22 protein-coding genes and 1 pseudogene are annotated in these 24642 nt (G+C 43.8%); 9 read left to right on the top strand and 14 right to left on the bottom strand.

Annotated features, from left to right (window positions below):
- Window positions 1-268 precede the first annotated feature (268 nt).
- Window positions 269-832 carry a hypothetical protein gene (locus BK026_RS06725; RefSeq protein ID WP_071815155.1) on the top strand — a complete coding sequence of 188 codons (564 nt, stop codon included), beginning with the start codon at window positions 269-271 and terminating at the stop codon, window positions 830-832.
- Window positions 833-1122: 290 nt separating this feature from the next.
- On the opposite strand, the gene BK026_RS06720 is transcribed toward BK026_RS06725, so the two are convergent.
- The 4 genes from BK026_RS06720 to BK026_RS19635 all read right to left on the bottom strand — a co-directional run bounded on the left by BK026_RS06720 (window position 1123) and on the right by BK026_RS19635 (window position 3186).
- A complete protein-coding gene (locus BK026_RS06720; RefSeq protein WP_071815154.1) occupies window positions 1123-1455 on the bottom strand; it encodes a hypothetical protein in 333 nt (110 codons plus the stop codon).
- 180 nt (window positions 1456-1635) lie between these two features.
- The gene (locus BK026_RS06715; protein ID WP_071815153.1) at window positions 1636-2088 is read right to left on the bottom strand and encodes a carboxymuconolactone decarboxylase family protein; all 453 of its coding nucleotides are present in this window, start codon (window positions 2086-2088) and stop codon (window positions 1636-1638) included.
- Window positions 2089-2136: 48 nt separating this feature from the next.
- A complete protein-coding gene (locus BK026_RS06710) occupies window positions 2137-2961 on the bottom strand; it encodes a helix-turn-helix domain-containing protein (RefSeq protein WP_071815152.1) in 825 nt (274 codons plus the stop codon).
- Window positions 2962-3045: 84 nt separating this feature from the next.
- On the bottom strand, window positions 3046-3186 hold the full coding sequence (locus BK026_RS19635; protein WP_177247886.1) for a hypothetical protein: 141 nt from the start codon (window positions 3184-3186) through the stop codon (window positions 3046-3048).
- A gap of 35 nt (window positions 3187-3221) precedes the next feature.
- Here BK026_RS19635 and BK026_RS06705 point away from each other — a divergent pair.
- The 3 genes and pseudogenes from BK026_RS06705 to BK026_RS06695 all read left to right on the top strand — a co-directional run.
- Window positions 3222-3755, top strand: a pseudogene (locus BK026_RS06705) (IS3 family transposase); the annotation flags it as partial.
- A gap of 493 nt (window positions 3756-4248) precedes the next feature.
- Complete coding sequence (locus tag BK026_RS06700; RefSeq protein ID WP_071815151.1) at window positions 4249-6570, top strand: molybdopterin cofactor-binding domain-containing protein; 2322 nt, start codon at window positions 4249-4251, stop codon at window positions 6568-6570.
- 3 nt (window positions 6571-6573) lie between these two features.
- On the top strand, window positions 6574-7047 hold the full coding sequence (locus BK026_RS06695) for a (2Fe-2S)-binding protein (protein ID WP_039218518.1): 474 nt from the start codon (window positions 6574-6576) through the stop codon (window positions 7045-7047).
- 1320 nt (window positions 7048-8367) lie between these two features.
- On the opposite strand, the gene BK026_RS06685 is transcribed toward BK026_RS06695, so the two are convergent.
- Entirely contained in the window at window positions 8368-9225 is an 858-nt protein-coding gene (locus BK026_RS06685) for an alpha/beta fold hydrolase (protein ID WP_071815149.1), read from the bottom strand.
- A 288-nt stretch (window positions 9226-9513) separates the two neighbouring features.
- On the opposite strand from BK026_RS06685, the gene BK026_RS06680 reads away from it, so the two are divergent.
- The 4 genes from BK026_RS06680 to BK026_RS06665 all read left to right on the top strand — a co-directional run bounded on the left by BK026_RS06680 (window position 9514) and on the right by BK026_RS06665 (window position 12682).
- On the top strand, window positions 9514-10458 hold the full coding sequence (locus tag BK026_RS06680; RefSeq protein ID WP_071815148.1) for an SPFH domain-containing protein: 945 nt from the start codon (window positions 9514-9516) through the stop codon (window positions 10456-10458).
- A gap of 2 nt (window positions 10459-10460) precedes the next feature.
- Window positions 10461-10913, top strand: coding sequence for an NfeD family protein (locus BK026_RS06675; protein WP_071815147.1), 453 nt, complete (start codon window positions 10461-10463; stop codon window positions 10911-10913).
- A 132-nt stretch (window positions 10914-11045) separates the two neighbouring features.
- On the top strand, window positions 11046-12005 hold the full coding sequence (locus BK026_RS06670) for an alpha/beta hydrolase (RefSeq protein WP_071815146.1): 960 nt from the start codon (window positions 11046-11048) through the stop codon (window positions 12003-12005).
- Between the two features lie 131 nt (window positions 12006-12136).
- On the top strand, window positions 12137-12682 hold the full coding sequence (locus tag BK026_RS06665) for a hypothetical protein (RefSeq protein ID WP_071815145.1): 546 nt from the start codon (window positions 12137-12139) through the stop codon (window positions 12680-12682).
- A gap of 562 nt (window positions 12683-13244) precedes the next feature.
- On the opposite strand, the gene BK026_RS06650 is transcribed toward BK026_RS06665, so the two are convergent.
- The 6 genes from BK026_RS06650 to BK026_RS06625 form a co-directional block, all read right to left on the bottom strand.
- Window positions 13245-13532, bottom strand: coding sequence for a type II toxin-antitoxin system RelE/ParE family toxin (locus BK026_RS06650; protein ID WP_071815143.1), 288 nt, complete (start codon window positions 13530-13532; stop codon window positions 13245-13247).
- Window positions 13533-13784 (bottom strand): type II toxin-antitoxin system ParD family antitoxin, encoded by a 252-nt coding sequence (locus BK026_RS06645; RefSeq protein ID WP_371264962.1) that lies wholly within the window; start codon window positions 13782-13784, stop codon window positions 13533-13535.
- Window positions 13785-13991: 207 nt separating this feature from the next.
- Window positions 13992-14609, bottom strand: a complete 618-nt coding sequence (locus tag BK026_RS06640; protein WP_071815142.1) for a peptidoglycan DD-metalloendopeptidase family protein — start codon at window positions 14607-14609, stop codon at window positions 13992-13994.
- Between the two features lie 142 nt (window positions 14610-14751).
- A complete protein-coding gene (locus BK026_RS06635) occupies window positions 14752-16101 on the bottom strand; it encodes a sensor histidine kinase (protein ID WP_071815141.1) in 1350 nt (449 codons plus the stop codon).
- On the bottom strand, window positions 16101-17627 hold the full coding sequence (locus tag BK026_RS06630; RefSeq protein WP_071815140.1) for a DUF3369 domain-containing protein: 1527 nt from the start codon (window positions 17625-17627) through the stop codon (window positions 16101-16103). The genes BK026_RS06635 and BK026_RS06630 overlap by 1 nt, the downstream gene beginning before the upstream one ends.
- A gap of 177 nt (window positions 17628-17804) precedes the next feature.
- Window positions 17805-19307 carry a catalase gene (locus BK026_RS06625; protein ID WP_071815139.1) on the bottom strand — a complete coding sequence of 501 codons (1503 nt, stop codon included), beginning with the start codon at window positions 19305-19307 and terminating at the stop codon, window positions 17805-17807.
- Window positions 19308-19535: 228 nt separating this feature from the next.
- On the opposite strand from BK026_RS06625, the gene BK026_RS06620 reads away from it, so the two are divergent.
- Entirely contained in the window at window positions 19536-20207 is a 672-nt protein-coding gene (locus BK026_RS06620; protein WP_071815138.1) for a nitroreductase, read from the top strand.
- 10 nt (window positions 20208-20217) lie between these two features.
- Here BK026_RS06620 and BK026_RS06615 read toward each other — a convergent pair whose 3' ends face one another.
- The 3 genes from BK026_RS06615 to BK026_RS06605 form a co-directional block, all read right to left on the bottom strand.
- Window positions 20218-22086 (bottom strand): bifunctional diguanylate cyclase/phosphodiesterase, encoded by a 1869-nt coding sequence (locus BK026_RS06615; protein ID WP_256253705.1) that lies wholly within the window; start codon window positions 22084-22086, stop codon window positions 20218-20220.
- 191 nt (window positions 22087-22277) lie between these two features.
- Complete coding sequence (locus BK026_RS06610) at window positions 22278-23384, bottom strand: NADH:flavin oxidoreductase/NADH oxidase (RefSeq protein ID WP_071815136.1); 1107 nt, start codon at window positions 23382-23384, stop codon at window positions 22278-22280.
- A gap of 96 nt (window positions 23385-23480) precedes the next feature.
- Window positions 23481-24635, bottom strand: a complete 1155-nt coding sequence (locus BK026_RS06605) for an iron-containing alcohol dehydrogenase (protein WP_071815135.1) — start codon at window positions 24633-24635, stop codon at window positions 23481-23483.
- Window positions 24636-24642: the final 7 nt, after the last annotated feature.

The raw sequence follows: 24642 nt of genomic DNA, 5'->3' as shown, positions 1-24642 counted from the left end.
TATTGAATAAGTGGTTGTTGTTTGTGTTGAATTCCATCGTTTTACGTCTCCTGTTTTATCGTGTCGGGAGACATCCTAAATAGACGGAAAGAGAGTCGTCAACACCCCTAACTTTATGAATTTTAGACAACTTGCCGAGAGAAACACTCAGTTGCTTATTAGGTGAGACCATTCAGTTTCGCGTGCTTGATGTTAATTAGTGTTGTTCTCCTGGTGAATTTCTTTTACCTTCAGTGAAACTTAGTCTCAGCATTTACAAGGAGAGAGCGTGAGCGAACCGAAGAAAACCGAAAGAGAGATAAAAGGTACAAGTATTTGGTGGTTTATAGGTGCTGTTTTTATCGTCTTAGCCATGTGGTTGTTTAACGGGTACTTATATCCTCTGAGTGTAGAGAATCTCGCGACGAGAGCTCAGGTCGGAGATTCATTCGGGGCAGTCAATGCGCTCTTCAGTGGGTTAGCTTTTGCTGGACTTATTTACACGATAATGATGCAAAGGAAAGAGCTTCAACTTCAGAGAGAAGAACTCGCTATGCAACGTCAAGAGATGAGAGACTCTCGAGGTGAGTTGGAACGACAGAACCAGATTCAGAAAGCACAAGCTGAAATAATGATTGCTCAGGTCAAAGCGTCAGCCGCTGAGTTGAAAGTTTCGTTTTATCGTCAACAATCCGCGACTGGAACTGTTGGTCTTGGCGAATTAGATAGTGAGATTGAGCGAGTTGCAAAAGAGGTAGAGAATATGGGGATGAGCTTGGGTAATAAATATCTCCCCTTGCTCGGTGTGGGTGACGAACAGGGAGAGAGTCTAGATCCGCCGCCTGAAGAGTGAAATAAAACTTTTTTGTATGAATTTACATAACTTTGGGGGCACTCTATGGGGCACATAAAGGGGCACATTTATTTTTTAAGTCATTGATTTTTATACGTTTGATTTCGCATTTCACGCACTGTCATGGGGTGTCAGGGGTCGGAGGTTCAAATCCTCTCACACCGACCAATTCCTTACCCCGCTTGACTTCTAGCCTGTACGGCAATTCAACTCTTATCCATAGCAAATCAGCAGGTCCACAAAAAGGTCCACTTTTATTGTGACTGAAATGCGGTCGCTTTGTGCCCTAATTACAATTCGTCAATGCTTAAGAAGCCTTTGCCATTGGGTTCCCCGTCAGATGCTTCTACCCTGTACGAAGTACCAACACTACCAAGAAAGTGCTCGGCAGATTTAATTAGGTTGGCTTCGGGTGGTGTCGAGAATACCAATCTATTTTCTGCCGCAATGCACCATGTTTTCTCGGCAGCGTTGGCAACTTGTTCTTCTGTGTCGCACCAATGCACGGTTTTACAACATAAGTTGCAATACCTAACATCAGCTTCACCCTCTATTTTATTTAGCGAGGCCCAAGTTCGGTTACATTTTTGTAGTTTGTACTTGCGCTTTTCATTCTGTTTCATTTCGCATCCTAGCCACGTGATTTAACATATTGTCCAATTCTTCTTCATTAACCCAATTAACAGCAGTAAATGCAAACTGTCTTTTTTCAACTAAGAAACTATAGTGCTTCTTAAGAGTAATGAACCAAGAGCGCGCGGTTTAAGCGCGCAAAAGGTCGGTCGTGTTAAACCGTAAACGCTTTAATCTACGGCAGGTTGAAAGCGAAGCGCTACGGAGATACGGTTCCAGCTATTAATTTGAAGAATAATCGTTGTTAACGCTACCATTTCTCGTCTACCGAATACATCTTCTACGCGATTGTAAAGTTCGGTAGTGATCCCGGACCTATGAATAAGCGTCAGGGCTTCGGTCCAGGCCAGCGCGGTTTTTTCTTCATAACTGAAACAGTCCACTTCTTTCCAAGCCGAAAGTACGTCTAGTTTGGTTTGTGCTTCACCAGAACCCCTTGCTTCGTCGGCATGCATCTTTTGACAAAACCCACACTGATTAATTTGCGAGGCGCGCAGTCTCACCAAGTGAATTAGCCGATGACTTAATATGCTTGTGTCATTGGTGTTCACAAGTTCGGTTAAATGTTCAAGAATGTGAGGGTACTCAGAATAGAATTCATGTTGTGTAATACGGTTGCTCATTGCTATCTCCTTAAGTAATAGGAGAAATATAAGCGCCCTATGTGTGATTTAATTGTAAATTTGCGACAACTTGCGTTTTCTATATTGGTGAGGAGTTTCTAACGCTAAGCTACTAAAAGCATGTGTAAAATGCGCTTGATCATAGTAGTTACAGGCTAAAGCTATCTGGCTTAAGCTTTCTGTATTCGTTGATAATAATTTCCTCGCTTGATGTAGTTGTGCATATTGGTACAGTTTGTTTGGTGAAAAGCCAAAGTGGCTTCGACATTGGCGTTCCAGTGTTCTTCGACCGATACCAAATTGGTCAGCAAGGCGTTGTGGAGGGACCAATAAGCTAGTCGATTGATGTAGTAGGCTGCCCCATTTATGTGCGCCCTGATCACTTTCTTTTGCAATGATGCTCAACCAATGTTGTATAGCAATTAGCTGCTCGTCGAGACTTTTATCAATGAGCTTGGCTTGTAATCGTTGATAACTGTTGAGGTGTTTGGTCATCAATAATGCGATATCGATAAGCTGATTCTTACTATTGCTAAATTTTACGTCAAATAACCGTTTCGACACGCCCGGCCAGAATCTTATGCTAATTTGTCGGCCGTACAATTCCCAGGGCACAGTGCAGGTTTGAGTGTGATAAAACCACTTTGCTTCACATTGGGTACCGTTAATAAAGAAGGTTAAACTTGTACCCGCATCAGGGTAGAATTTCTCTCGTTGTGTAGCAGGTAACGGTACTTTTGTGGTGTCGATAACCCAAATAGATTGCACAAACTTTTGTAAACAACGTGCTGGCGTTACAAAACCAATATCAAGGTGCTTAAAGCTAGCGGCAGGAATAATACGCTTGGTAGGCTTGATTGAGGGATTCTTCATACGTTTCGTTGGCGAGTACCTGTCTATTTAGCGTAACACCATCTTAGTGCAGATGCTCAACGCAGCGAAAGGTTTTTTACCTAGTTAATGTGCTTTTAAAAATGTTTGTACCGAGCCCAACAACGCCTGAGCTTCTTCAATTTGCGGATAATGGCCAATATCGTTGAGTTCAATGACGTCAGCATTGGCAATTAGCGCTTTACTGCTAAACCCAAACCCGAGCATATCAAGGGTTATACAGCGATATTAAGATGATAGTGCCTAGTCGATTACACCGTCAATTTAATCCTGAGTCGCCAGATGAATCATGGGTAACCGACATCACCCATATCCGTACTCATGAGGGCAGGCTTTACTTGGCTGTGGTTGTCGATTTGCTCTCACGCAAAGTTATCGGTTGGTCGATGCAATAACGTAATATGAAGGAAATCGTGTTAGATGCCATTTTAATGGCTGTATGGCGGCGCAATCCTAAGAAAATGGTTACAGTTCATTCAGACCAAGGCAGTCAATACACAAGCCATGATTGGCAACACTTTCTTGAAGTAAATGGTCTTGAAGGCAGCATGAGCAGACGCGGCAACTGCCATGACAATGCGGTGGCGGAAAGCTTCTTCCAATTGCTGAAACGGGAGCGAGTAAAGCAAAAAATCTATTCCGCAAGGGATGACGCTAGAACCGATATTTTTGATTACATCGAGATGTTTTATAACAATAAGCGAAAACATGGTTCCAATGATCTGCTTTCACCAGTAGCGTGTGAAAAGCGATATCAAAAACGGCTGAGAAGTGTCTACATTATTGGTGTCGATTCAAATCTCATTTCGAGTTTCAGTATTAGAGCTCAGTTCACTTACTCATCTTGACCACAAATCATCTTATATTTTCGTCAAAACATCTATCAAGAAAACATATCACACTCTAATGCAGGTGCCATTATGGCTGGCCTATAGCGTTAATGTTTCTTATGCTCCGTCCTTAATCAGCGATGGCACGTTGATGGCAGCCAGCAATGCCCTAGCAGATAGTTATCCATTAGCCAGCACGGGCCGTGGTGAGCTTCTGCCCTTTTGAGCAAGAAAGTCGCGTTCGCAGTGAGTAAAGTCGCTATTACAATAGGGGTACCCCCCTATTTAGCATTATTTATTATTAATGTTTAATAAAGCGTACGAAGTGTTAGCATCTCATTAACATTTATGTAGCAAGCTGCAAATTTCTACGTTAAATAAACGACTTTTCTTAAGCTTAAGTTAACGATTGAAGGTCTTGACCTGAAACGGAGAATTTATGACAAAAAGCAACCATGCAGAACAAATAGAGACGATTACCTCCTCACAGAAACATGACCAATCAGGTAGTAATGACGAACACATTGTCGAGTTGGAAAACACCGGACGAAGAAAGTTTATTGGTTACATGCTTAAAGGGTCGAGTTTTGCTGTTGCGTTACATATAACTAGCGGCGCTATACGTCCTCAGGATGCCAACGCCCGGTTGTTAGGAATACCGGAACTTGCAGATGAATTAGATTTAACAGATCTGTTGCTTATCTCCGGTGACCCTTTCTACTATGATTATTTAATTAAGATAACGAGTGATAACCGTGTCCGTTTTGAGCTTCCAAGAATGGAAGTAGGGCAAGGTATATTAACTGCAGCAATGATGATTCTTGCTGAAGAGCTAGACGTCGAAATGTCCTCAATTGATGCGACTTTATCTCCGGCAGAGATCAGACGAGCGACTGGTCAAATTACAGGAGGCTCTCACGCGGTAACCTCTCTTTGGGACCCGTTGCGCAAGGTCGCGGCAGCGCTGTTACATAAGATAAAATTGTCAGCCGCAGTGCATTTCGGGATTTCTGTGAACGAAATTAGTACAGAAAATGGCTTTGCAATTGGTAACGATGGCAGCCGCATTGCTTACTCTGAGCTCACCGCAGGTGTTGAGGGACGCAACGATGCAGCTCGACTGGCAAAGCCTAAAGATCCGTCACAATACAAAATTATCGGTACGCCGCAAAAGCGCGCTGACGCGCGCGATATTGTTACCGGCAAATTAGATTTCGCGATGGATCTCGACATACCAGACGCGATGCCCACTGTGGTCGCTAGGCCACCCAGCTTAGGTGGTTGCGTGATCACGTATGACGATTCTGAGGCAATAGGCCTGCCCGGTGTCCTTGCCATCAAAGAAGTTCCGTTGGATGTTGATGCAAATTCCTCTGGCGTGGCCGTTGTTGCGCGGTCCTTTGGCGAAGCATTTCGGGCGCGTGATGCACTTAATATTACATGGAGTGAGGGTGCTGCCGAACATCTATCTGACGCCGAGGTCATTGAGCAGTTACGTGCGATAAACCTGCCAACCTTACCTAAAATTCCTCTGGCTACCGATTCGGTTGGCGGCGAGTTCATTTTTCCTTATCTGGCGCATGCCCCTATGGAAACCATGACAGCAGTTGCCGATGCAACCGGCTCAAAGATCAGGGTATGGACTGGCGCCAAGACGCCACTTGCAGCACAAGCCAAAATTGCGCGTGAACTTGGAGTCTTACCTACTGACGTTGAGGTGAATGTAATTCAGAGCGGCGGCTCATTTGGCCGTCGCTTATTTTTTGATGCAGCAGTTGAAGGCGCGCGTATTTCACAAATTGTAAATCGCCCCATCAAACTTATGTTTACTCGACAGGACGACACAAAGTTTGGCCGCGCACGACCGCTCAGCTTGCATAACGTAAAAGCGACTTACACTAGGGGTTTTTTATTTAGCAAAAAAGTGTTGTCGTTTGACCATCGCGCTGCGACCGCTGAATTGGATCTCGAACATGGCTTTGGCGAGGGTATTACTGCATTGGGAGGAGAATTAGCTCCCGCTGCTTTCAGCCAGACAGTCTGGCACTCAACGCAACTAGTGCAATATAAGTTTGGTGTAACTTCCTTGCTACTAAATGAAAAAAAATTCGTTGTGCCAACCTCCTCTTGGCGCGGCATCTACTCCGGCACAGCTGCCGTCGCAAACGAGATAGTTGTTGACGAATTGGCACGCGCAATGAACAAAGACGAATGCCAGTTCAGATTAGAAATGCTTGATGATGAGCGCTCCAAAGCTGTTCTGCGGAAAGTTTCTCGAGAGGGCAAGTGGGGAAGGAGAATGAAAAGAGGACGTGCCCAGGGCCTCGGGTTACATAAAGAGTATAAGTCTCGAGCCGCAGTGCTTGTTGAATTACAAACGTTCAAAAATCCGGAGAAAGAATGTAAAGTCACTAAGATTGTTGTTGCGCTGGATGTGAACCGAGTATTGAATCCAACCGGCCTTGAGGCGCAAGTTATCGGTGCGGCAACCGATGCCATTACCTACATGATTCGCACCAGTTTACACCTCGACAATGGCGCAATACGCGAGAGCAGTTACGGCGATTTTGAAATTGCTCGAATGCGCAACACGCCACCAAAGATTGAAGTGCATTTTATGCCGCCTAACGGAGAAACACCGGGAGGTGCAGGCGAGTTAGTAGTGCCTGCGGCGGCAGCGGCGATAGCCAACGCATTTGCCAGGGCGACGGGTATTGCACCACGTCGTTTTCCACTTCGTGATTTCTATCCAGAGGGTTAATTCATGCCACAAATTACATTTAATGTTAACAATAACCCGGTTTCTATCGACGCTGAAAACGATGACGAGCTTCTGTATCTCTTGCGTGATCGACTTGGTATTACTGGCCCAAAATATGGTTGCGGTGTTGGCGTGTGTGGCGCTTGCACTATCTTTAAAGACGGTGAGCTAGTTCGCCCATGCATTGTTCCGATGGAAGAAGTGGAGGGTGCATCGCTAACCACTATTGAAGGGCTTGCGGTCGATGACATTCTGCATCCGGTGCAAGAAGCATGGATTAACGAAGATGTCGCTCAGTGTGGGTTTTGTCAGGCGGGACAAATTTTAACCGCCGTCAAACTATTGGAGTCTAATCCCAATCCCAACGATCGTGACATTGATGAAGCTATGAGCGACAATATCTGCCGCTGTGGTACCTATCATAGAATTCGAAAAGCCATTAAACATGCTGCAGCTTTGATTCAGCAGACGACCTAAGAGGCTAATTTTTGGGAAAACGGGTTGGGCTGAGAAGAACACCTAATTTTTTACAAGCTCAGGTCTAATCTGAGTATCTCGCCTACAGGGGTTGTATTCTTGTAGGCTGCTTAAAGCGAATTGCAGGAATTTAACTGCTTTTAATTGTAGGGCTGCTTCACATACCCCTCTGCCGTTTAATCACAAATAATTGAACGGCAGCTTTTGGCACAACTCAGAAAAAGAAGATGGCTATCGTAGGTAGCAGATTGATTGATGACCATTTCTTACTGTAGTTTACTGGCTTTGGCAATGCAGTTTCGCGCTTTTCCTCACAAGTGATTACTTTACTGGGCGTTACCAATCTGTGGTTTCAATAATCGCTTTTCGCTTGCACAGTAAGTAAACCAAGTTGAGTGCATCAAACGAGTATGAATTGTTGGCTTTCAATTACGCAAGGTACCTTTGTTGTTATCAAGTTGGAATAAGGGAAAGATAATGGAATGGTAAAAAAGCTCTTCAGTAAATCAAACAATCAAAGCAAAGAGCAGCACACTAAGGTTGCTGAAGAATGAATTTCTAGAGGACCTTCTTATCTCCGACGAGCCAAGAGGGCATCACTACAGCTTCGCGCAAACGGCTATTCCGTCTTTTACTCATAGTGGCTCGGCTAAATTTTTTCCGACGGTAGTCGAAGTCCAGATGAATATATTGTCCGTATATGGCAGCAAGTGTGCGCAAATTACTACCACGAGGAATCTAGTGAGCTTGAAGCATCTTATTTTCTCTTGAAGAAACAGAGCCAGAAGGCTCAATAGCCGTATTAATTAGGATGTCTACACCTATTGTGCCGATAGACCCTTATGCGGTCGTTGTGATTGGAGATAAGAGAAGCGGCAACATTAGGGCCAGATGTATTTCCTTTGAAAAAGGGAATAATGAGGATGAGCGCTTCATTTGTGAGATTACTGATGATGGGACGCGTCTGAATTTCGGCGCGATCTATCTGGCTGGCTTTACAAAAAAAGACTTTTCTCAGCTGCTTACACAACGGTGTTCCATTAGTTGCATTCAGCCCCTGTGATTCTTTTTGTTTGAGAATACGCAGCATCGTCAAAATCATCGATACTGACGATACCAATGGTCACAGGGAGCGCGACTAGTTGGTCAAATAAAGCATCCACCAGTTTAGCGCGGGCGTTACAAAACCAATATCAAGGTGCTTTAAGCTAGCGGCAGGAATAATACGCTTGGTAGGCTCGATTGAAGGGGTCTTCATGCGTTTTGTTAGCGAGTACCTGTCTATTAAGCGTAATACCATACGAAAGGTTTTTTACCTAGTTAATGTGCTTTGAAAAATGTATGTACCGAGCCCAACACCGCCTGAGCATCTTCAATTTGCGGATAATGGCCGATATCGTTGAGTTCAATGACGTCAGCATTGGCAATTAGCGCCTTATAGCGCGCCACCATATGCGCACCAGAAATGGGGTCGGCCATGCCCGCTGTTAATCGAATTGGTACGGTTGTGTTTTGAAGTGCGCCTACCCATCTTTCTCTATATTTTTTGCGCTGCTTCATGTAATCCAGCAACAAATGCATATATCGATTTCCGTTGTTTTCGCTGATCAATGACCAAAAATCATCAATTTCTTGTGCAGTAGGGGGCCTATTGGGGCCAAATATGCTGTGCATGCTCTTACTGATAGCATTTTTATTAAGAAAACGTATTAATAAACCACCCAACGGAGAAAGTAACAGCTTTTGAATAGGCAGTGCCAAGTGTGTTTCAGGAAAAAGGCCACCATTTAATAAATGAAGCGATTCAATGGTAAACGACAGTGTATTTTCATTGTGCTGCGCTAACAGTTCCTGCGCGACAGTGTCGCCATAGTCGTGCGATAAAATGTGCGCGCGTGAAATATGAAGGTGCTTTAATAGTGAGTTTATTACGCTTGCTTGTTCTTTTATCAGATATTTTTTTGGCGCTTTACTGCTAAACCCAAACCCGAGCATATCAAGGGTTACACAGCGATATTGAGATGTTAGTGCCGGCCAGATTTTTACCCAGTCGAAACTTGCTGTAGGGTAGCCATGAATGAAGAGAAGCACAGGCCCTTCACCTTCACTTCTATAAAAAATTTGCTGTCCATCTATCGTCAAGAATTGGCCGTTTTCGCGCCATTGATTAATGAGCATGAGTGTGGGTTCTCGCTGTTACTAAAGTGAAAAGCATGCCCACTGCACGCAACTGCGTCTGTCGTATAAACGACATTCAAACATTGCGCCTAACATTCAAAAACAATAAACCATGAGGCTGAGTACAAGCGATGGCGTGTTAGCTGCAATATTACGTGTATTGCTGCAATAGCGTGCAATAGGTTTGTTACGGCAGTAACGTTTTTTAACATTTAAATACACTACCGCAAAGTTTTTATGTGATATAACCTAACTTGGGTTATTTATTAACAGCTTAGGAGCACCTAAATGGAATTAGAAACGTTATTTGGCTATATCTTCTCGTATCAGATCATTTTATTGGTTCTTATTGTTATCGGCCTGAAGTCGTCGATAAAATTTGTTCCTCAAAATCGTGCATTCATTATCGAACGCTTTGGAAAATACAATACAACCTTAGAAGCGGGGCTTAATTTTATTGTGCCATTTATCGATACTGTGGCAGCCGACCGTTCACTGAAAGAACAAGCGGGTGATGTTCCAGAGCAATCTGCTATTACAAAAGACAATATTACGTTAAGCGTTGACGGTGTGTTGTATTTTAAAGTGGTTGACCCTTACAAAGCGACCTATGGCGTAGAAGATTATGTGTTTGCGGTTACGCAATTAGCGCAAACCACCATGCGTTCTGAGCTAGGTAAAATGGAGCTGGATAAAACCTTTGAAGAACGTGATTTGCTAAATACAAACATTGTTTCAGCCTTGAACGAAGCAGCTGCGCCGTGGGGGGTTCAGGTACTGCGTTATGAGCTAAAAGATATTAATCCGCCAAACTCTGTACTAGACGCCATGGAACAACAGATGAAAGCAGAGCGTCTAAAACGTGCGCAAATTCTTGAGTCAGAAGGTGATCGTCAGGCTGCCATTAACCGCGCTGAAGGTGACAAACAAGCCATCGTTCTTGCGGCTGAAGCTGATAGAGAAGAGCAAATTTTGAAAGCTGATGGTGAAGCGCAGGCCATTATTCGCGTGGCTAAAGCTGAGGCCGAAGCCATTGAAACCGTGGGTAAAGCGGCCGCCACAGATGAAGGGCAAAAAGCGGTGCAGCTAGAATTGGCTAAAGGCGCTATTCAAGCAAAAGAGAAGATAGCAAAAGAGTCATCTGTGGTTTTACTGCCTGACAGCGGCACAGAAATTGGCAACGTGGTTGCGCAAGCGATGACTATCGCTAATTCAATTGGTAAGAAGGCGTAATTATGGACAATATGTTTACCAACCTACCTCATTTCCTTTTGGGTATCGGTTTGGTACTGCTCATAATTGAAGTATTAATGGGCTTTACCACCATTCTTTTACTTACGTTAGGGCTGTCGATGTTACTGACGTCTGGCCTTATCTATATTGGTGTGCTTGAAGAGGCGGTATTAGACGCGTTCATTGCCATAGCCGTGATTGACGCCGTACTTACTTTAGTGTTGTGGCGACCACTGAAGCTTTTACAGCGAGATAGAGCACCAAAGGAGGTGAAGTCTGATTGGATTGGAACACAGTTTGATTTGGAAACAGATGTGGCGCCGGGTATGCCTGGCGAAGCAAAGTTTTCTGGCGTTATGTGGACCATTAAATCTGCTTCAACCTTGGCAAAGGGAACCACGGTTGAGGTTGTTAAAGTGGAAGTCGGTGTGCTTCACGTTCAAGCAAGCAATTAGCACCTCAAGCTAAGTGCGAGTCGCGTTTTCTTTTGCATTCGTTGATGATTTGGTCGCATAATGGCCAAATTATCAGGGAATGTTGTGCATTGAGGTATTCCTTAAACTCAATAGCAAATTGGAAAACATGGCATGTTATTTCTTACCAACCGCGAACCTTTAGGCTCTATCCGATTTAAAAAAAACCGCAAATTCACCTTCGACTTACGTAAAAATGCACCTGCAAACTCTATCTATTGTTGTGAGCGGATAGGCGATGCAAATTACGTAGAGCTCGGCCATAAACAGTGGCTAGGAAGGCTTAAAGATTGTAACTATAAACAGCTTCTTTTTTACATCCACGGTTTTTCCAATTTGCCAGAGCCCGACATATTTCCCTGTGCACAAGAACTGCAAAGGTATTTTGATCAAAAAGAAGATAAATGCGTGCTTGTCGTCCCTATTATTTGGCCGTGCGATGACGACCCGGGCATAGTAAAGGACTATTGGGACGATCAAAAATCTGCCGATATGAGCGCCTTTGCGTTTTCGCGTGCACTACAATTTTTCATGAGATGGCGCGACCAAGAAGCCTCTGACAGCCCCTGTATTAAACGAATTAACGTGCTTGCGCATAGCATGGGTAATCGTGTTTTTCGTGAAACGCTGGCGCTATGGAACCGATATGATTTAGCAAATGGCGTACCGCTGCTTTTTAGAAATAGCATAATGATGGCTGCGGACGTTGTTAATGAAACAATGGAGCAGGGGGGCGCGGGCCGTTTAATTTCTCAGTCATCGCGTAACGTATCAATTTACCACGCAAGCGATGACTTAGCACTGCGGGCGAGTAAAGCATCGAATTTAAAGAACAAAATAGCGTCTAGGCGTTTGGGGCATTCTGGGCCAGAAGATATGCATAAAACTCAATCAAATGTTTATGCAATTGACTGTGATGATGTGAATAATCGATATGATTATCCCAAAGGACATTCGTACTTTTTAGCGGGAGATGATGGACAGATGGGGAAAGTGTTTGAGCACATGTTTATGTCCATTCAAACCGGTCGCGTTAGCGTAGATGATAAAAGAAATAGAACCCATATTCTTTAGCATGTGCATAGGTTTGAGAAACAGCCTATGGCTCAGTACCACGTTATCTTGTTTATAGTTTTTTTTGATATATTCGTTTGTGAAGTTTTTGTACTGTTAAAAAAGCAACGTTTCAATTTAAAGGGAATAAAATGAAGCACATCGCAATGATTATTATAGGCTTACTAATGTTAGCAAAACCCGCACATGCACTTGGTTCGGGTTTTGGAGAGGAATTTGACACTGTTCTAAATATTATTGACCGATGTTTTGAGAATTTTAATGACGAAGATTACGACTTCTGTACACCGTATGGGTTTACATATAAAACCATTGAAACTGAAGCTCAAAGTCGATCTGGCGACGTTCTGAAATTTAAAACAGACATTATTCAAGCGGGCGATGGAATAAAAAAATATAAACATAATAACGTTACCCTTCGGTGTAACGGTGGGTGTAACTCAGCTAGTGAGGTTAAATCTCGCATTGTTGAGATGATGACCTCTGCCTATGCAAATTCAGGGTATACGTCAACGTTGACGATGCTAAATGGTACCGCTCAACGTGGTAGAGCCAACAGAAATAATGGTCGCGACTGGTCTGCCACTTTAGATAATGCGGAGAGTGCGCTAGATATTAGGGCTCAGCTTACAGAGCTAATGGGGGCATTTGGGAGTTCACAAAGCGGTAGAAACTAAGGCGGTTTCACATTTGTACTTGATGAAAATGATGCGCCAAAGTTTATTCTTGCATGGGACAGTAACGAAGAAAATTTCAAAACGGTGACCGACTTTACTCTACCTGGCAATAGTAACGGTAGCAATGGGTTGAAGGCAGAGTTTACGGCGTCTTTTAATATAGAGCTCGCTTCCATGGCGCAACTTAGAGAGTTTCTCAATGTCAGCGCTAACTCAGGTTTGTTTGGTGTAGCGGCCTCGAAGTATAAATTTACGTTTACTGGATATGAAGAGAGAATGTCAGCCCAAGTGGTTTGTTTTTAGCGTTATATATCATTTAAATATAGCCCACCATCAAGCTGGGCTTTGTTGACTAATGGGGGAGAACGTTTGCAAAAAAACGAGGCCAATGGTCGTTAATGAGTAGACGCTTTATACTCAGGCATAATTTAAAGCGCAGTACCTAAGTCTGAAATAACAAGTTGAGGCTTTACGTAAAAAAAAATTAAAGGGTTACTTAAAGAAGAACGCCACGAAACGATTAGCCGCTATTCAAAGGCTAGCTTTTGTTAGTTGGCTTGATTTAGAGCCAGTCAACGATGTCTTGCCCACCCAGAATTTCCATTATCTCAGCTTCAATACCACTGTATCGATAGTAAATACTGTCTGAGCCATAAGCGCAGCGTCTATATCCCTCTCGAATATGATCAACTGATCGATATGCGGATGGATTACTTGCAATTTTTTCAAATGCCTGAAAAAAACCTTCGAAATACTTATCTGCTTGGAGTTCGCCAAATTCTATAAATCCATATGTATAAATACGCCTGAGATCCTCCTTGGCATTGAGCGATAGCTTGTAGCTTTCCATTTATCTTTTTAACTCAGCCTTGAATTCTTTCAGCATATCTTCGGGCGATTGTTCAATGAACCCACTTCTCTCTGCACTGACGAGCTTTTGATTTATTTCCTCAGCGCGTCTGGCCCTGCGAATCAAATCATTCACGAGTTCACTTTTGTTTGCATATTCTCGCGTATCGTCAACATGGCTCTTGAGCCACGCATCGTTTTTTTCAGTCAGAGTAATACTTTGACGAGGCATGACATTTACTCCAATAGACATTAGGTGGTGCAGTATTACACCAGATTCGGTTCAGCATCAGTATTTTTTAATTGAAAGACGACAAGGGCGGAAATTATCACAGACAACTTGAATGATGACACCTTCAAGATCGTAGTTTGTACTAATTTATATGCAGGCACGATACTATGATCCAGTCATAGGGCGTTTCTATACACACGGGATCGTTACGCTGAGGGCCTGCGCGCTCTAGTAAAGATTACCTAAAACCAACCTTGGGTCTGGATACACCTCAAGCATTGTAGCGATATCTTTTTGGCTAACAACCCCAGGCATATCGCATTCATTAGGCTTTTCTGTGCAAAGCTGAAGGTGAAGGTGAGGAGTCCACCCACCATTTTCGTTAACGCCGCCCATCCAGGCAAACTCTTCGCCCTTTGAAACAATTTTTCCGGGTGGATTGTTGTCGAATGACGCTTTGCTCAAATGACCGTAGAGAGCGTAAAGCTTATGGCCTTCTATGTCGTATTCAATGATAAGCGTATAACCATAATCAAGCTCTAGGTGGTTATATTTTCTTGAAAAAACTACTCCGTCATAAAAGCTGTGAATGGGAGTGTCTCGCGGTCCGAATATATCAACGCCGATGTGAATATTTCGGACAGACTCTGGGTCGTCAGTATTTTTATATTGGTCGGCGCTATATATATCACGGCGAAGTTCGTTGTATTTGCCTACAGCATATTGCTGGTCTTCAGGCATAACCATTGGCCCTGATGACAAATCGAATACATGATAGCTTGAAGGTAGTGAGACAACGTCAGCAAACGCTAATTTGTCGAAAATGCGTTTATCTAAAACACCCATAACATTCCTGTTCTTTTTAATTGAATTATATTTTTATTGTTTGAACTCATGCAGTTACTTTGCTGAGTATTGCCTAGCGAACGTAGCAATAAAATGCGCTCGACTTCGGTTTTGTGGCTTTATATTTCACTTGTTGTGCACATCAGTGCAACGGAATTGCAACGGTTATTGTAGTGCCTTTATTTTCTTCAGATTCAAGCATAATGTCGCCGTTGAGCTTTTGCTTAACAAGGTTGTAAAGAATGTTTAAGCCCAAACCCGTACCGCCTTTATCTCGCGCAGTAGTGAAAAATGGCTCGAAAACCTTTTTGTGTAGTGCTCGTGGGATACCTTTTCCGTTATCTGAAACACTGATAATAACCTCGCCTTCAAATTCACGACACTCAATTTTTACTTTGTTTTGTCGAGTGTCGTCAATTTTACTAAACGCATGTCGCTGTGCGTTAGAGATTAAATTGGTAAGTAGCTGTGCTATTACACCAGGGCACGTAGTCAGCACAACTGATGAGGAAACGACAATATCTATTGCAATGTTTTCCTTCTTCAACATCGGCTTTAAAGGATTACAAATGCGCGGTATGTACTCGTCAAGCGCGATGTCTTCTATTTCCAAAGAGGTTTGGTCTGCAGATGTGCGTTTAAAATCTTGGATCAAGTTTGCGGCCCTCATTAAACTTGATTCGGCAAGTTGTAGGCCTTCGCTGCAAACTTCTTCGAATTCTTTAAAGCTTTCTTCCGTAAGCTCTCCTTCTTCGAAGTCTCGATAAATGTGCTTAAGTTCTTCTTTACAATTACTGACTGAGGTGAGCGCTATGCCTAATGGTGTATTCACTTCGTGAGCGATACCTGCCACTAAATTGCCAAGCGCTGCCATCTTTTCAGATTCGACAAGTTTTTCTTGTGCGTTTTCAAGCTCTTCAGTTCGCGCTTTTACTTTTTCTTCTAACGTTTGGTTAGCTTCCAACAATCGCGCTTCATAATCTGATCGTTCGTTTGCACTTACCGCTCTTCCGTATAAATCAGCCAGCGACGCTGCAAATACTATTTCATCGGCATCCCACACCCGCTGCGGCCCCTGGTGTTCACAGCATATGATACCAATCATTTCTCCCCGGTGCCTGATAGGAACGTCAAGCATTGAAGAAATGCCTAATGGGGTTAAATAGACTTCAGCAAACTCGAAGGTGGCTGGGTCGGTAATGGCGTCATGTGCGGCTATCGTTCTGCCGCTATCTAATGCTTTAAAATAGTGGGGAAAGTCTTTTCTGGTTAAAATAAGGCTTTCATTGTCTAAATCGTTTCCCTTATCAATTAACAGCTTACATTGAACCAGGGTATGCGCTTCATCATAAAGCCAAATGCCTGCGCGCGTAATTGCCAATCCTTCACTTACTGAATTGATGATAAGGCGAGTTGCTGTTTCCAATTCCCCTTTATCAATATCAGGGCTTTGGCTTACATGCAGAAGAATGTTCTCTAGATTTTCTTTCATTATTCTTCATCCGGCTCTAGCGCACGAATTTCTAACACTTTATCAAAGTGTTCAATTAAAACGTGAGTGATTACGGGGTCGAATTGTGTACCGGCGTTTTCTTTTAAGTAGTCTATGACTTGTTCGGCGCTCCATGCTGGCTTGTAGCAGCGTGTAGACAGCAGTGCGTCAACCACATCTACTATTGCCATAATGCGTCCTTCAAGCGGAATGTCATCGCCTGCTAGGCCGTCAGGGTAGCCGTTTCCGTCCCATCGTTCGTGGTGCGTTTTTGCAATAATAGCGCCCATTTTAGCAACAGTTTTATCCGACCCAGCAAGCAATTCATAGCCCTTTTGAGCGTGAGTTTTCATAATTTCCCACTCTTCAGCGTCTAGTTTGCCGGGCTTATGAAGAATTGATTCAGGAATACTGATTTTACCAACATCGTGAAGCGCGGCAGCATAGCGTATGGTTTCGATGAACTCTTGGCTTAAATGTAGCTTTTCAGCAAGAAACTCTGACAGGAGAATTACGCGTCGTACGTGACCACCGGTTTCCTTGCTTCTCATTTCAATGGCATCGCTTAACACCATTATCAATTCTTTTTGGGTTTGCTGAATGTCTTCTTTGTGCGTTAAGTTTTCAAATATTACGGCTACGTTAGACGCAAACATCTCCAACGTTTTACATTGAACTTTATCAAGGGGAGACTCGAGTTTTACGTAAAGAATGTTGTGGCTGTTTTTTCCCGTTGGGTAATAGCCAATAAAAAGCTCGTCAGATTGAAAGTGCGTTTTGTTTTCCAACACTTGCTTTACTTCGGTCTCAATAGCTTCGGGTATTTTTGACGAAATACCCGGCTCGCATAGACCTATTAAATCTCCGCTTGCCCCAAGCACTGTCATGGTTGTGTCGCCATACAAATCGGTGTGTTGTGTGGAAAGGTACAGCACCGAGTTGTTTAAATTCAATAAAGTGAGGATCTGCTTCAACACTGCGCTTCCGAATTGCACAAGTGACTGGCTTGCCAGTACAGATGATGAAGACTTTAATACATCTTCCATTCCTCGCTTGCTTTTCTCAATAGTCTGGATATCTCTGTAAGAGCGGATTGCCGTGTAGACGCATGATTTTAGCTTCATTGACGAAAGCTCGGTTTTCGCCTTGTAGTCGTTGATGTCGTAGCGGCGTATAACTTCTTCTTCAGGGGCTTGGCCCGGTTGCCCAGTGCGTAAAATTAGGCGAGATGTGTGATTGTTAAGCTCGTTTCTAATGTCGTTTATTAAGGTTAACCCTGCTTCGTCGTTCTCCATAACCACGTCGACAAAAGCCAGAGCAATGTCATTGTGTTCTTTAAATAAAGCCAGCCCTTCCTTACCGCTGTAAGCATGTAAAAACTCAACCCCACGTCCTTCAAATTTGAATTTCCGAAGTGTTAGTTTGGTGACATCATGAATGCCACTTTCATCGTCAATGATGGCAATCTTCCATGGAGCAAGGGCAGGGGTTTTTGCACTCGAATTTGTTTTTTTGAATAGCGACATAGTAATTAAAACTCACAACTGTGTGAGTTTAAGTTAAGTCACAAATCAGCGATTAGCAAATTAAGAACATGACATTTGACCTAAAGTTTAATATTTGGATTTTATTATGTTTTTGCATGGTTTTGCCCTGCAAAAGCATGCCCCCTGACCCTATAATTATCAGAGGGCTTTTCGCAATTAGCTGTCTTCAATAGGTGTATTTTCTGTAATTGGCACAGTGTTTACATCAGTATCTAGGCTTTCTACAGCATTTTTAACACCAGCGGCGTAGTCTGGATGTACCTTTTCCAGCACGGCGTACCATCGCGCTTTAACGCTGTCTGAGCATGGGCCCATAGCAGCCGCGTAGTTTTTATATAGCCGTTCTTTTTGTTCATCAGAAAACATCTCATACAGTTTTCGCGGCTGCACGTAATCCACATCTGCTTCATCCTGATGATATCTGTCGGCATCTCCATCAATGCGAAGCGGTGGCTCTTTTATTGAAAAGTCAGCTACCGGCCCCTCGTACTGATTCGGCTCGTAGTAAGCGTCAGGGTTACCAAAGTCATTAGTAAAGAAGCGCATTGCGCCGTCTTTGTGGTAGTGGTTTACCTTACTATTTTTGGGTGCATTGGCTGGAAGCGCTTCATAGTGAGTGCCTAATCGGTAGCGGTGGGCGTCAGCATAAGAAAATATACGCGCTTGAAGCATTTTGTCAGGGCTAAAGCCAATACCAGGAACAACATTTGACGGGCTAAAGGCTGCATTCTCAATCATTTGAAAGTAGTTTTCTGGATTTTTATTCATTTCCAGTTCGCCAACTTCAATAAGCGGATAGTCATCGTGCGGCCAGACTTTTGTCAGGTCAAATGGATTGTAGTTTTGTTGACCTGCCTCTTCTTCTGGCATAGCTTGAATATACATGGTCCATTTTGGAAAGTTGCCTTCTTCAATGGCGTTATACAGCTCTTCTTGGTACTTTTCTCGGGTGTTGCCAATGATTTTTTCAGACGTTTCATTGGTATAGTTTTTAATGCCTTGCTGCGTTTTAAAATGGAACTTCACCCAATGACGCTTGCCTTCCTTATTCCACATACTGAATGTATGGCTTCCATAGCCGTTCATGTGCATGGGAGACACCGGAATACCGCGATCCGACATTAAAATAGTCACTTGGTGCACGCTTTCTGGCTGTGCAGCCCAAAAATCGAACATGGCTTCTGGTGAGCGCAGGTTAGTTTTCGGGTGGCGTTTTTGCGTACGAATAAAGTCAGGAAATTTGTAGCCGTCGCGAATAAAGAAGATAGGGGTATTATTGCCTACCATATCCCAGTTGCCTTGCTGGGTGTAAAACTTCAAGCTAAAGCCACGCACATCACGCTCAGTATCCGCTGCACCAGACTCCCCAGCTACCGTAGACCAGCGACTTAAGACTTCGGTTTGTTTACCCACTTCTGAGAATAGATCTGCGCATGTGTATTTGGTAATGTCGTGAGTGACCGTAAACGTACCTTGTGCACCCCAGCCTTTTGCGTGTACTACGCGCTCTGGAATGCGTTCGCGGTTTTGGTGTGCAAGCTTCTCAATAAGTTGATAATCTTGTAAGAGGGCTGGGCCGCGCTCTCCGGCCGTTTTAGTCGTTTCATTACTTACTACAGGGGCGCCTGCCGACGTGGTTAGTTGCGGTTTCTTAGCCATTATAAAACTCCTTTCATTTGCTTTTTTGAAAGCCAAACTTCCATAAACATCATGTGTGCCTGACTCATGAATTATTTTTGCTACGCACTGCTATATAAAAGGGTTTACAAACTTGTATATATATCTATAAAAACAAACAATCCGAATTCGCAGTACTCCCTATTGAAGAGCAAACTCGTCATGTTTAATCTGATTTAACAAAATTTTAAATAGCGTTTAAGGAAGTGTATGAATTTTGCCGAGTTTGCAGCATCAAGAAAGAGTGTAAGAGGGTTTACCGACCAGCCTGTTACTAAAGAAACGGTAGAGGCAATTATCAACGCAGCGAAGTGGGCGCCGTCGTCTTACAATACGCAGACATGGAAAATTCATGCAGTCACGGGCGATGTGCTTGATAAAATTCGTGAAGGCAACACTAAAAACACGCTCGAAGGCAAACCGCACGTTCGAGATTTTCCTTACAAAGAAGACTACGAGGGGATTCACCGTCAGCGTCAAATTGATGTAGCTATTCAGCTGTTCGACGTGATGGGGATAACCCGCGAAGACAAAGAAAAGCGCATGGATTGGATGATGCGAGGCTTCAGGCAATTTGATGCGCCGGTATCTCTTGTGCTTACTTACGACAAGTCTTTAGAGCCTGCGGGGATTACGCAATTTGGCTTGGGGTCGTTAGCATATGGCATTGTGTTAGCCGCATGGGATCTAGGGCTTGGTTGCGTTATTAACGGCCAGGGCATAATGCAGTCTGACGTTGTGCACAAGCATGCCAACATTCCGGATGACGAAGCTATAATGATTTGTATAGCGTTGGGATATCCCGATCCAGACTTTCCCGCGAATGACGTTCGTTCAACACGCGCCGATAACGAAGAATTTGTAACCTATCACGGTTTTTGATGGTGCTCGGCTAAGACGCCCTATGTTGAGATAAAAAATGCTCGGTCTCGGTAGCTGTTATAGGCTTGCTCCAGTAAAAACCTTGGCCGAATTCGCATCCCAGTTCCTTCAGTTTCTCAAGCGTTGCCTTATTTTCTATACCTTCAGCGACGGTTTGCATACCCAAACTTTTTGCTATGTTGATAATGGCTAAAACGAGAGATTCATTGGTGTTATCAGTGCCTAAACTGTGAACAAAAGCGCGGTCAACTTTTAGCTTGCGTGCACTAAATCTTCGTAAGTAGCTTAAGTTTGAATAACCGGTGCCAAAATCGTCAATAGCAAACTGAACACCAAGCAATTTAATACTTTCAAGCTGTTGGTTAATACTACTGCCTTCTTCGGCAAGAATGGTCTCTGTTAATTCAAGCTCTAAATACTGAGGCGCTAGTTGGGCGCGCTCCAATGCGCGCTCTACTATGCTGGGCAACAATCCATCTTTGAACTGCACGAACGATAAATTAACTGCAACGGTAAACTCAGCATGCCCGTTTTTTTGCTGCCTGGCACAGAAAGCACAGGCTTCATTTAGTACCCAGGCACCCAAGTTATTAATCAAGCCGCTATTTTCAGCAATCGATATGAATTTGTCAGGGAAGATGGTTGTATTATCTTTCTGCGGCCAGCGAAGTAATGCTTCTGCCGCGTAAACCTCGCCCGAGTTTAAATTAACAAGAGGTTGATAATACACCTCTAACTCGTTGTTTTTTACAGCAGGACGAAGACGCTGCAAAAGCGTAAATTTTTCATCGCTTTCTTCATCAAGCTGAACATCGTAATATTCAACTCTACTTCTGCCATTTCGCTTGGCTTCATACATAGCGACGTCAGCTTTTCGGCAAAGCTGCTTAAAGTTTGTGCCGTCTTTCGGCGCTAATGCGACGCCCACAGAGCTCGACACTACGATTTTTGAACGAAGTAATTCAAACTCGGTAGCACACCAAGCGACAATGTTGCTGCCCAACGTGTCAATTTGTGACTTATGCTCAATGTGTGAGGCTAATACGATAAATTCGTCGCCGCCAAATCTTATCAGAGATTCGTTTGAAGTAAGGTTATCGCTGATGGTTTGCGATATTTTTTGAAGGAACCTGTCGCCGGCAGCGTGGCCCAGGGCGTCATTAACCGGTTTGAAATTATCTAAGTCTATGAATAATAGTGCAAGTTGATGGCCCTCTGCTTCACTATCGCGCAACTTTTTATTGAAAAGTTGCTCTCCCTTGATCCGGTTGGGTAAATTCGTCAAAGGGTCGTGATGTGCCAAGTGATGTATATACTCACGATTTTTTTCAACTTTAGCATTTTCTTGTTGCAGTGATTGCATCAGGCGTCGAATGTCTTGCACCAGTATAAAAACGCTGAAGCCTGTAACAACGAAAATAACGATAATAAATAGTACATGCGACCAAGTCAGATTGGGTGGGTTGGGTGATATTATGTCGTGCATGATTAGCCATGTTAGCGCAACACACTGAAGGATAACTAAGGACAACACGCTACCAAATAACGTTCTTCCACCCAGCAATGCTGCAAAAATTATGACGCCGGGATAGCCGAGCATGGCAATATCAAACGCACCTGCACCGGTAACAGCAAGCGCAAACAGCATAGATGACATTGCGCTTAGCAGCAAATAACTGCTTGTAGTCACGTAATGCTTGTAGGCTAGCGCAGCCGTGAGCGCTAAGCTTATGATACCAAATAAAAAAATGTCATAGGTTACGCCGCGAGCAACAAGCAGCGATGCAAAAAGGCCAATAGCCGTTACTGCACTTATTTGAATGACTCTACGTCTGCGAATTTTGGTTAAATCATTTGCTTCAACGGCGGAAGAATTCACGTTGTTAATCTATGTTTTTTCACAATGTTGGTTATTGTAATACAAACTTAAACATAACGAGTGAAAAAGCAAGTTTAGCCAATTGTTGACGTTAGTTTTTGGGCATAAGAGAGCAGTGCAGTACTGTTATACAAGTCGAATATTGTTTAACAGCAGAGCGCTTCAAGCTCTGCTGTTGTCAAAGCGTAAATTTACCGTTCATCTGATGGTGCATAGCGCTCTAACCAGTGTGCATAGGGGGCAGGCATTACCCAAGATGGTTTCTCAACGCCTAACTGTTTTGCCGCATAGTACGTCCAATGCGGGTTAGTAAGGTGCATTCTGCCTACCATAACAACATCAAGCTGTTGGTTTTTGATAGTCTCGTTAGCAAGCTCTGGTGTGTCTACACCCCAGGCCGTCGCAACGGGAATACCAGCTTCATCGCGTACACGTTTGGCGATAGGCGCTAAGAAAGCAGGGCCCCAAGGAATATTTGCCTCAGGGGTATTGAAGCCTACGCTAACACTTACAAAATCAGCACCAATTTCTTTAAACTGTTTTATAAGCTCAATAGATTCGCTAAGTGTTTGCTCGTCTTCACCGTCGTATTCGATAACGCCAAAACGTACGGTTAGTGGCAGGTTTTCTGGCCATACTTCACGCACTGCGCTTAGTGTCTCAAGTAAGAAGCGTCCGCGACCTTGAGCATCACCGCCGTATTCGTCGGTGCGTTTATTCGCGTGTTTCGAGAAAAAGCTTTGGGCTAAATAACCATGTGCGAAATGGAGTTCAAGCCATTCATACCCAGCTTCTAGTGCGCGTTCGGCGCCCTTAACGAAGTCAGCCTTAACGCGCTCAATGTCGGCTTTAGTCATTTCGGTAGGCGTTACTGGTAAGTGAGCGCCAAACGCTTCTGCGGAAGGGCCTATAGGCTGCCAGCCCTTTTCTTCACTTGGCTGAATGTGGTCATCGCCCTCCCAAGGTCGGTTAGCACTGGCTTTTCGCCCTGCGTGAGCGATTTGAATTCCGGCAACCGCGCCTTGGCTTTTAATGCGCTCTGCGATGTTCTTTAAGCCACTGACGTGTTCGTCTTTCCAAATGCCTAAGCAATTAGGGGTAATGCGACCCTCTGGAGAGACTGCTGTTGCTTCAACGATAACAAGTCCTGCGCCACCGCGGGCGAACGACTGATAGTTAGCTTCATGCCACTGGTTTGTAAAGCCGTCTTCTGCCGAATATTGGCACATAGGAGGTACGGCAATTCGATTGCGAAGCGTTACGTCTTTTAACGAAAACTGTTCAAATAGTGCAGTCATATTTCTCTCTAATATAATTAATAAAAAGTACCCAGACTATGCTGGGCACTTAAATGTTGAAATAGCATAGGTGCGTTGTGCCATATGCAACCACGCTTATGCTGCTAGAGTTAAAATCTCGCGCGCTTTTTCAAGGTCGATATCACCATGCTCGCCAAGCGCGGTTAAACCGTTGCGCTCTAGGTTGTCGATAAGCCCATCAATTGCAGACTTTTCTATGTTGTGATCAGACAAACGGGTTTTTATCTGCATGGTTTCGAAAAAGTCTTGAACGGCTTTAATGGTTAAGTCGATGGCTTTTTCTTTGTCATCTTCTTGAATACCGAACACGCGCTCGCCTAGCTGTAGTATTTTTTCCTGTTTTTTGTCACGCTGAACGAACATTAACGATGGCAATACGATAGCTAAGGTTACGGCGTGGTCTAAACCATGTAGTGCTGTTAGCTCGTGGCCAATCATGTGTGTGCCCCAGTCTTGTGGTACACCTTTGCCGATTAGCCCATTTAGCGCCATGGTTGCGGACCACATTACATTTGCTCGTACGTCGTAGTCTTCAGGTGTCGCTAGGGCTTTAGGGCCTTCCTGAATTAAGGTTTGTAAAATACCTTCTGCAAAGCGGTCTTGAAGCGGTGCGTTTACCGGGTAAGTTAAGTACTGTTCAATGACATGTACAAATGCATCAACTACACCATTGGAAACCTGACGAGGCGGCAGTGAATACGTGAACTCAGGATCAAGCACAGCAAACACTGGCTGTACAGTTTCCGATGAAAACGCGCGTTTCTGTGACGTCTCTTTTCTGTTTACTACCGAGTTGCCGTTACTTTCAGAGCCTGTTGCAGGTAACGTAAGCACTGCGCCAATAGGCAATGGGTTTTCAAACGCAGCCCCTTTAACTAATATGTCCCAAGGATCGCCTTCAAAGTTTACTGCTGCAGCTACAAATTTCGCGCCGTCAATAACACTTCCGCCACCTACAGCAAGAATGAAGTTCACGTCGTTTTCACGGGCCACATTTACCGCTTTCATCAATGTTTCGAATTCTGGGTTGGGTTCAACACCCTGAAATTCAATGATGTCGGCACCTTCTAATGCGGCATTTACTTTGTCGTAAATACCATTTTTCTTAATTGATCCGCCGCCATATAGGAAGAGCACTTTTGCTTGTTTCGGCAAACGTGAAGATACTTCACTTAGTTGACCTTTGCCGAACAAAATTTCGGTTTGATTTTTAAATGTAAAATTAAGCATCGTGTTG

This window comes from Alteromonas sp. V450 (assembly GCF_001885075.1).
Classification (GTDB): Bacteria; Pseudomonadota; Gammaproteobacteria; order Enterobacterales; family Alteromonadaceae; genus Alteromonas.
The sequence above is the reverse complement of the archived record's forward strand: the minus strand, read 5'-3'. Positions and strand labels throughout refer to the sequence as shown.

Bases quoted from the DNA above. Each gene is read 5' to 3' on its own strand.
- BK026_RS06680 (WP_071815148.1), top strand. From the start codon at position 9,514: ATGGAATTAGAAACGTTATTTGGCTATATCTTCTCGTATCAGATCATT.
- BK026_RS06715 (WP_071815153.1), bottom strand. From the start codon at position 2,088: ATGAGCAACCGTATTACACAACATGAATTCTATTCTGAGTACCCTCAC.
- BK026_RS06665 (WP_071815145.1), top strand. From the start codon at position 12,137: ATGAAGCACATCGCAATGATTATTATAGGCTTACTAATGTTAGCAAAA.
- BK026_RS06620 (WP_071815138.1), top strand. From the start codon at position 19,536: ATGAATTTTGCCGAGTTTGCAGCATCAAGAAAGAGTGTAAGAGGGTTT.
- BK026_RS06630 (WP_071815140.1), bottom strand. From the start codon at position 17,627: ATGTCGCTATTCAAAAAAACAAATTCGAGTGCAAAAACCCCTGCCCTT.
- BK026_RS06605 (WP_071815135.1), bottom strand. From the start codon at position 24,635: ATGCTTAATTTTACATTTAAAAATCAAACCGAAATTTTGTTCGGCAAA.
- BK026_RS06610 (WP_071815136.1), bottom strand. From the start codon at position 23,384: ATGACTGCACTATTTGAACAGTTTTCGTTAAAAGACGTAACGCTTCGC.
- BK026_RS06695 (WP_039218518.1), top strand. From the start codon at position 6,574: ATGCCACAAATTACATTTAATGTTAACAATAACCCGGTTTCTATCGAC.
- BK026_RS06645 (WP_371264962.1), bottom strand. From the start codon at position 13,784: ATGTCTATTGGAGTAAATGTCATGCCTCGTCAAAGTATTACTCTGACT.
- BK026_RS06650 (WP_071815143.1), bottom strand. From the start codon at position 13,532: ATGGAAAGCTACAAGCTATCGCTCAATGCCAAGGAGGATCTCAGGCGT.
- BK026_RS06625 (WP_071815139.1), bottom strand. From the start codon at position 19,307: ATGGCTAAGAAACCGCAACTAACCACGTCGGCAGGCGCCCCTGTAGTA.
- BK026_RS06640 (WP_071815142.1), bottom strand. From the start codon at position 14,609: ATGGGTGTTTTAGATAAACGCATTTTCGACAAATTAGCGTTTGCTGAC.
- BK026_RS19635 (WP_177247886.1), bottom strand. From the start codon at position 3,186: ATGCTCGGGTTTGGGTTTAGCAGTAAAGCGCTAATTGCCAATGCTGAC.
- BK026_RS06685 (WP_071815149.1), bottom strand. From the start codon at position 9,225: ATGCTCATTAATCAATGGCGCGAAAACGGCCAATTCTTGACGATAGAT.
- BK026_RS06720 (WP_071815154.1), bottom strand. From the start codon at position 1,455: ATGAAACAGAATGAAAAGCGCAAGTACAAACTACAAAAATGTAACCGA.
- BK026_RS06710 (WP_071815152.1), bottom strand. From the start codon at position 2,961: ATGAAGAATCCCTCAATCAAGCCTACCAAGCGTATTATTCCTGCCGCT.
- BK026_RS06700 (WP_071815151.1), top strand. From the start codon at position 4,249: ATGACAAAAAGCAACCATGCAGAACAAATAGAGACGATTACCTCCTCA.
- BK026_RS06635 (WP_071815141.1), bottom strand. From the start codon at position 16,101: ATGAAAGAAAATCTAGAGAACATTCTTCTGCATGTAAGCCAAAGCCCT.
- BK026_RS06675 (WP_071815147.1), top strand. From the start codon at position 10,461: ATGGACAATATGTTTACCAACCTACCTCATTTCCTTTTGGGTATCGGT.
- BK026_RS06670 (WP_071815146.1), top strand. From the start codon at position 11,046: ATGTTATTTCTTACCAACCGCGAACCTTTAGGCTCTATCCGATTTAAA.